The organism is uncultured Demequina sp., from assembly GCF_913055775.1.
Taxonomy (GTDB): Bacteria; Actinomycetota; Actinomycetes; order Actinomycetales; family Demequinaceae; genus Demequina.
In genome coordinates, this window is sequence record NZ_CAJXJX010000204.1 from 1 (window position 1) to 2,470 (window position 2,470).

Consider the following 2,470-nt stretch of genomic DNA (forward strand, 5'->3'; position numbering starts at 1 on the left):
GGTGGCCGGGTCAGACGACCGGCTCGAGCCGGTCCGCGCCGCCGAGGTAGGGGCGCAGAATCTCGGGAACGTGCACCGAGCCGTCCGCCTGCTGGTGGTTCTCGAGCAGCGCGACGATCCACCGGGTGGTGCCGATGGTGCCGTTGATGGTCGCCACAGGCGTGGTGCCGTGCTCGCCACGCTCGCGCGTGTTGAGGCGTCGCGCCTGGTACGTGGTGCAGTTCGAGGTCGAGGTGACCTCCATCCAGCGCTCCTGGCTGGGCAGCCACGCCTCGCAGTCGAACTTGCGCGCAGCGCTCGAGCCCAGGTCGCCCGCGGCGGTGTCGATCACGCGATACGGCAGCCCGAGGGCCTGCAGCATCTCCTCCTCGATATCGAGGAAGCGCTGGTGCTCGGCGGCGGCGTCCTCCGCGTGGGTGTACGCGAACATCTCCACCTTGTGGAACTGGTGGACGCGGATGATGCCGCGGGTGTCGCGACCGGCGGACCCGGCCTCGCGGCGGTAGCAGGCGCTCCAGCCCGCGTAGCGCAGCGGGCCGGCGCTCAGGTCGAGGATCTCGTCCGCGTGATAGCCGGCGAGCGCCACCTCGGAGGTGCCCACCAGGTACTGGTCGTCGCGCTCGAGGTAGTAGATCTCCTCGGCGTGCTTGCCTAGGAAGCCCGTGCCGGCCATCGTCTCGGGACGCACGAGCGTGGGCGTGATCATGGGGCTGAAGCCGCGCTCATACGCCAGGTTCATGGCGGCGTTGAGGATCGCGAGCTCGAGCCGCGCACCGATTCCCGTGAGGAAGTAGAAGCGCGCGCCGGACACCTTGGCGCCGCGCTCCATGTCGATGGCCTTCAGGCCCTCGGCGATCGCGAGGTGGTCCTTGACCTCGACGCCCTCGGCCGCGTAGTCGCGCACCTGGCCCTCGTGGCGCAGCACCGTGAAGCTGTCCTCGCCGCCGCTCGGGACGCCGGGCTCCGGGATGTTGCCCAGCGACCGGGCGAGCTCGACCGCCTGAGCCGCCGCCGCATCGGCCCTCGCCTGGGCCTCCTTGACCTCGGCGGCAAGCGCCTTGGTGCGCGCGAGCAAGGCCTGCTTCTCGTCTCCCTGCGCCTGCGCGACCTGCTTGCCCAGGCCCTTCTGCTCGGCGCGCTTGGTCTCGAACTCCGTCAGCGCAGCGCGGTGCGCGGCGTCCGCCTCGAGCACCTGATCCACCACGGCGGGATCGTCGCCGCGGGACCGCTGGCTGTCCCTGACGACGTCGGGTTCGGCGCGCAGGAGCTTGAGGTCGATCATGCCCGCGAGTCTATCGGGGGCGTAGGCTCGGTCCATGCTCGCCACGATTCTCGCCGCGACTGCCCTGGTGATCGCCTTGATCGGGCTGTGGCTCTCCGTCGCTCTCGCGCGCAAGGTGGGCTCGCGCGACCCGTTCGCGGTGCCCAAGGCGTGGCGGGGGATCCTGCGCGTGCATCCCGCAGCGGCCGCGTCCCCCGGAGCGTTCAGCCTCGAAAACCCCGAGCGCCAGCGGGTGGCGTTTATCGCGAACCCTTCCAAGGATGGCGTCGCCGAAGTCCGCGAGCGTGCGTTGCGCGCGTGCGCGATCCGCTACCTGCCCGAGCCCATGTGGTTCACGACCACCGAGGAGGACCCCGGGGTCGGCCAGACGCGCCGCGCCGTCGAGTCGGGGGCCGATCTCGTGGTGGCGGTGGGCGGCGACGGGACCGTGCGCGCAGTCGCCGAGGGTCTTGCCAACACCGGCGTCGCCATGGGGATCCTGCCCATGGGCACCGGCAACCTGTTCGCGCGCAACCTCGACCTGCCGATGCAGGACACGGCGGCGCAGCTGCGGACCGTGCTCGAGGGCGCGGATCGGACCGTGGACGTGGGCTATCTCACGCTCGAGCGAGCGTTCCAAGGCCATGGCGAGGACGGCACGCACGTCTTCCTGGTCATGGCCGGCGCGGGGATCGACGCGGAGATGGTCGACGGCGCCAATCCCACGCTCAAGCGTCGGCTCGGGTGGATGGCGTACTTCTTCGCCGCGCTCGAGCACCTGGGCGACAAGCGCATGACCGCGACCGTCAGCATCGATGGCGGCGACGAGGTCACCAACGAGATGCGCACCGTGCTGCTCGCGAACGCCGGCAAGCTTCCCGGGGGCCTGCAGCTCATTCCTGACGCCTCGATCACCGACGGCACGCTCGACATCGCGACTCTCGATGCGCGCGCGGGGATCGTGGGCTGGACGGACCTGTTCGGGTCGGTCATCGCGCAGGGCGCCGGCATGAAGCAGTCGGAGCTGCTGCAGGCGTGGCGGGCCTCGCGCATCGACCACGCTCGGGGCAAGCGCGTCGAGATCACCCTGGCCTCTCCCGAGCGGGTGCAGGTCGACGGCGACGGTCTGGGACGCGCCCGGCGCATCAAGGCGTGGATCGAACCCGCGGCGCTGAAGGTCCGCGTCCCGAACGCCTAGCCGCCTCTCCG

The 2,470-nt window shown here is 71.0% G+C and carries 2 protein-coding genes; one reads left to right on the top strand and one right to left on the bottom strand.

All coding sequences use genetic code 11. From position 1 onward, the window contains the following. Window positions 1-10: 10 nt before the first annotated feature. Window positions 11-1,282 (bottom strand): serine--tRNA ligase, encoded by a 1,272-nt coding sequence (gene serS, locus QZ483_RS13505; RefSeq protein ID WP_297084895.1) that lies wholly within the window; start codon window positions 1,280-1,282, stop codon window positions 11-13. A 34-nt stretch (window positions 1,283-1,316) separates the two neighbouring features. Between serS and QZ483_RS13510 the strand changes: the two genes are divergently transcribed. After that, window positions 1,317-2,459 carry a diacylglycerol kinase family protein gene (locus tag QZ483_RS13510; protein WP_297084897.1) on the top strand — a complete coding sequence of 381 codons (1,143 nt, stop codon included), beginning with the start codon at window positions 1,317-1,319 and terminating at the stop codon, window positions 2,457-2,459. The last annotated feature ends 11 nt before the right edge of the window (window positions 2,460-2,470 follow it).

Coding starts and splice junctions, on each gene's coding strand:
- serS (WP_297084895.1), bottom strand. CDS start 1,282: ATGATCGACCTCAAGCTCCTGCGCGCCGAACCCGACGTCGTCAGGGAC.
- QZ483_RS13510 (WP_297084897.1), top strand. CDS start 1,317: ATGCTCGCCACGATTCTCGCCGCGACTGCCCTGGTGATCGCCTTGATC.